Source organism: Okeania sp. SIO2B9, assembly GCF_010672505.1.
GTDB classification, from domain to species: domain Bacteria; phylum Cyanobacteriota; class Cyanobacteriia; order Cyanobacteriales; family Microcoleaceae; genus Okeania; species Okeania hirsuta.
Map to the genome: position 1 here is coordinate 1 of NZ_JAAHGK010000951.1, position 3042 is coordinate 3042.

2 protein-coding genes are annotated in these 3042 nt (G+C 36.1%); one reads left to right on the plus strand and one right to left on the minus strand.

Annotated features, from left to right (window positions below; genetic code table 11):
* The first annotated feature begins 1101 nt into the window (after nucleotides 1–1101).
* Nucleotides 1102–2115: a DnaJ C-terminal domain-containing protein gene (locus tag F6K13_RS25875; RefSeq protein ID WP_124145931.1), complete on the plus strand. Its 1014-nt coding sequence runs from the start codon at nucleotides 1102–1104 to the stop codon at nucleotides 2113–2115.
* A gap of 412 nt (nucleotides 2116–2527) precedes the next feature.
* On the opposite strand, the gene F6K13_RS25880 is transcribed toward F6K13_RS25875, so the two are convergent.
* Complete coding sequence (locus tag F6K13_RS25880) at nucleotides 2528–2656, minus strand: hypothetical protein (RefSeq protein ID WP_275670405.1); 129 nt, start codon at nucleotides 2654–2656, stop codon at nucleotides 2528–2530.
* Between the last annotated feature and the right edge of the window lie 386 nt (nucleotides 2657–3042).

Below are 3042 nucleotides of genomic sequence, written 5' to 3' on the forward strand. Positions count from 1 at the left end.
TCTAACTTTTTGAGCATTTTAGACTGAAACAGGCACACTGCAATTCGACCCTAAAAAGGCTAAAATCAATATCAGTCAATGCTTTGATATTTAATCAGCAAGCCCTAATATGTGGACGTTGAAAATTATTGTTATCGCAAAGCAGAAAACAGAATAGAAGAGGTTTTTTTGCATTTTACTGAATAATTAAGATTTAAAGTCTCTGCGCATCAAAACAAGAAAAAAAATCTTTTAGTCAATCCTCTAATTTTAAGGAAAGGGAGTTGTTAGTTATTAATTACTAAAATGAGATTTTCTCTACATAAAATATTCATTAAATTTATCCCCATATTACAACTAAAAAAAATAGCTTTAATTCTGACATTTTTCATAATTCATAATTAACTTTTAATGTGGAGTTATAGAACTAAAATTTTTTAGTACAGCCATAAAAATTCAATACTTTGTAGGTAATAGTTTGAACTCAAGCTGATAGATGATAGCTGAGTGCCTATAGATAAAGTATAAATAAATATAGAGAAATATAGAGTACGGCAATTGCTATTACTCTTTCAGGAAAAACCGAACTTAAATAAATATTAAACCTTGATAACTTGAAAGAAGTAAAGTCAAAAATTAAAATTCAGCCCGATTGATTAGTTACTAATATCTGGCAGTAGTTTTTTTATAAAAAATGTTGCCAACTAGGAGATGGGTTGAAACTAATTTCTACTGGAGAAAACATAACGACCTTATCTGAATTTATGAATATTGCATCTTAAAAATCAAAAAAACACTTGAAACCAGATATACAGCAGATTCCAAGTACCTGAAATACAGATGTTAACTAGGGAATTTCTACAGTGTGGGCATCTTGCCCGCTATGGATGTACCTCACGCCTGATGAAATCTGCTATATCTATAATGTATATTACTTTTGACTTTTAATACTTGACATTTGTTATTGATGGTTTTCTTATAATTAACTACTAATTGACTTCTCTCTCGGTTAAAAAGGGACGTTCCATTGAACGTCCTTACAAGGTTTTGCTTGTAAAGATGTGGTTCATCAATTTGAAAAGCACTGTAATCTGAAAAATATTAAAATGAGGAGATAGATAAATGGCTACAACTGATTTTAAAGACTATTATTCAATCTTAGGTTTAACTAAAAGCGCTACTGCCGAAGAAATAAAAAAAGCTTATCGTAAATTAGCAAGGAAGTACCACCCAGATATGAACCCAGGTGACAAGAAAGCAGAAGCTCGTTTTAAAGAAGTTAATGAAGCTTATGAAGTTTTATCAGATCCAGAAAAACGTAAAAAGTATGACCAATTTGGTCAATACTGGAATCAAGTCGGTTCCACAAGTGGCGGATGGCCTGGAGGTACTGGTGGTACTACCGTAGATTTTGGAGGTTTCGATTTTAGTCAGTATGCCAGTTTTGAAGATTTTATCAATACCTTATTAGGGCGTGGTGGAACTCCAGGTAGTGGTAATGTTGGTGGACGACAAACTTATACCTACAAGACTAATACAGGTTGGCCAGGGGGATTTAATAATGGATTTGATGGTTTTTCTAATTTTGAAAATCGTCAGTCAGCAGCTTCTTTGAATTTAGAAGCTGAGATTACTCTTACTTTTGCAGAAGCTTTCCGAGGAACACAAAAACGTGTAGGTACTGGAGAAGTTTCCATTCCTCCAGGGGTTAAACCAGGAAGTAAAATTCGAGTTAAAGGTAGAGGTCAATTAGATCCATACACTAAGAAAAGAGGAGATTTGTATCTAAAGGTAGAAATTCAGTCTCATTCTTTTTTCCAGTTTGATGGAGAGAACTTACTTTGTGAAGTACCAATAACTCCAGATGAAGCTGTATTGGGTACATCTATTGAAGTACCAACTCCTGATGGTATGGTTAATGTTAATATTCCTGCGGGTATTCGTTCCGGTCAGTCTTTACGGTTACGAGGTAAGGGATGGCCAAAAGCTAAGTCAGGGGGACGTACTGACCAGTTAGTACGGGTTACTATTACTGTCCCCAAAGATATTAGTGCTATAGAAAAAGAGTGCTACGAAAAAATTAAAGCTAATCGCACTTTTAACCCTCGTAGTCATTTGCAAAGTATATCGCTTTAGTTTAAGTCCACTTAGGTGATGGGGAGATGGGGAGATGGGGAGTGGAAAAAACTGTTCCTTATCAATCGTTATCTTCTAAAGAAGATCAAGATAATTTTCTCTACAAATAAACTCAGGACTTACGCAAATTGACTTTTAACCCACCATCTGTAGGGGCGAATACCATTCGCCTTTGCTATATGTAGGGTTTGCTGAATAGCATTGTAATCAATACCTGCAAATGCTTCCAGGGTTAAATAGGGCTTACCGATCTAACCTAAAAGCATTGACATATAAAGATTTTAGCCTTTTTGGGGCTTTTAAAAAGTGCGCCTGTTTCAGTCTAAAACGCTCAAAAAGGAGCGTATTTTAGGCGCATAGTTGGGCAGAAAAATTCAGGGAAAATTCTTACTCCTAACTTCCTCGCTCATTCCTATTTCTCTCCTCCACCGGAGGGGGAGGGGCGAGGGGTGGGTTGTCTCCTGTCTCCAGTATTCCCCTCCACCGGAGGGGGAGGGGCGAGGGGTGGGTTGTCTCCTACCCCAGCAAAAAGACTTTCCATACGCAAACCCTAAATATTGCTGAAAAAGTACAAGGTTTTTGGCTCAATTTGCATCAAAATGCTAATATTTTTCCCCTGACTATCAGAAAATTTGGCCGTAGCAGATAGTCTAAACTTTTACCTGTTGCCTATCATCACCATCAGACTTTTTCAGCAAACCCTAAATATAGTGAGGGCGAATGCCATTCGCCCCTACAGATGGTGTTTAAAAGGTTGATTTGCGTAAGTCCCGATCTATAAATCTATTCCTTATCAATCGTCATCTTCTATAGAATATCAAGATACAAGATAATTTTCTCCACAAGTAAAACTACTTCATTTCTTCTTAACGTGGCTGAATATACTCATAATCATAATATCTCTGATAATAAGAATCAGCTCGATCG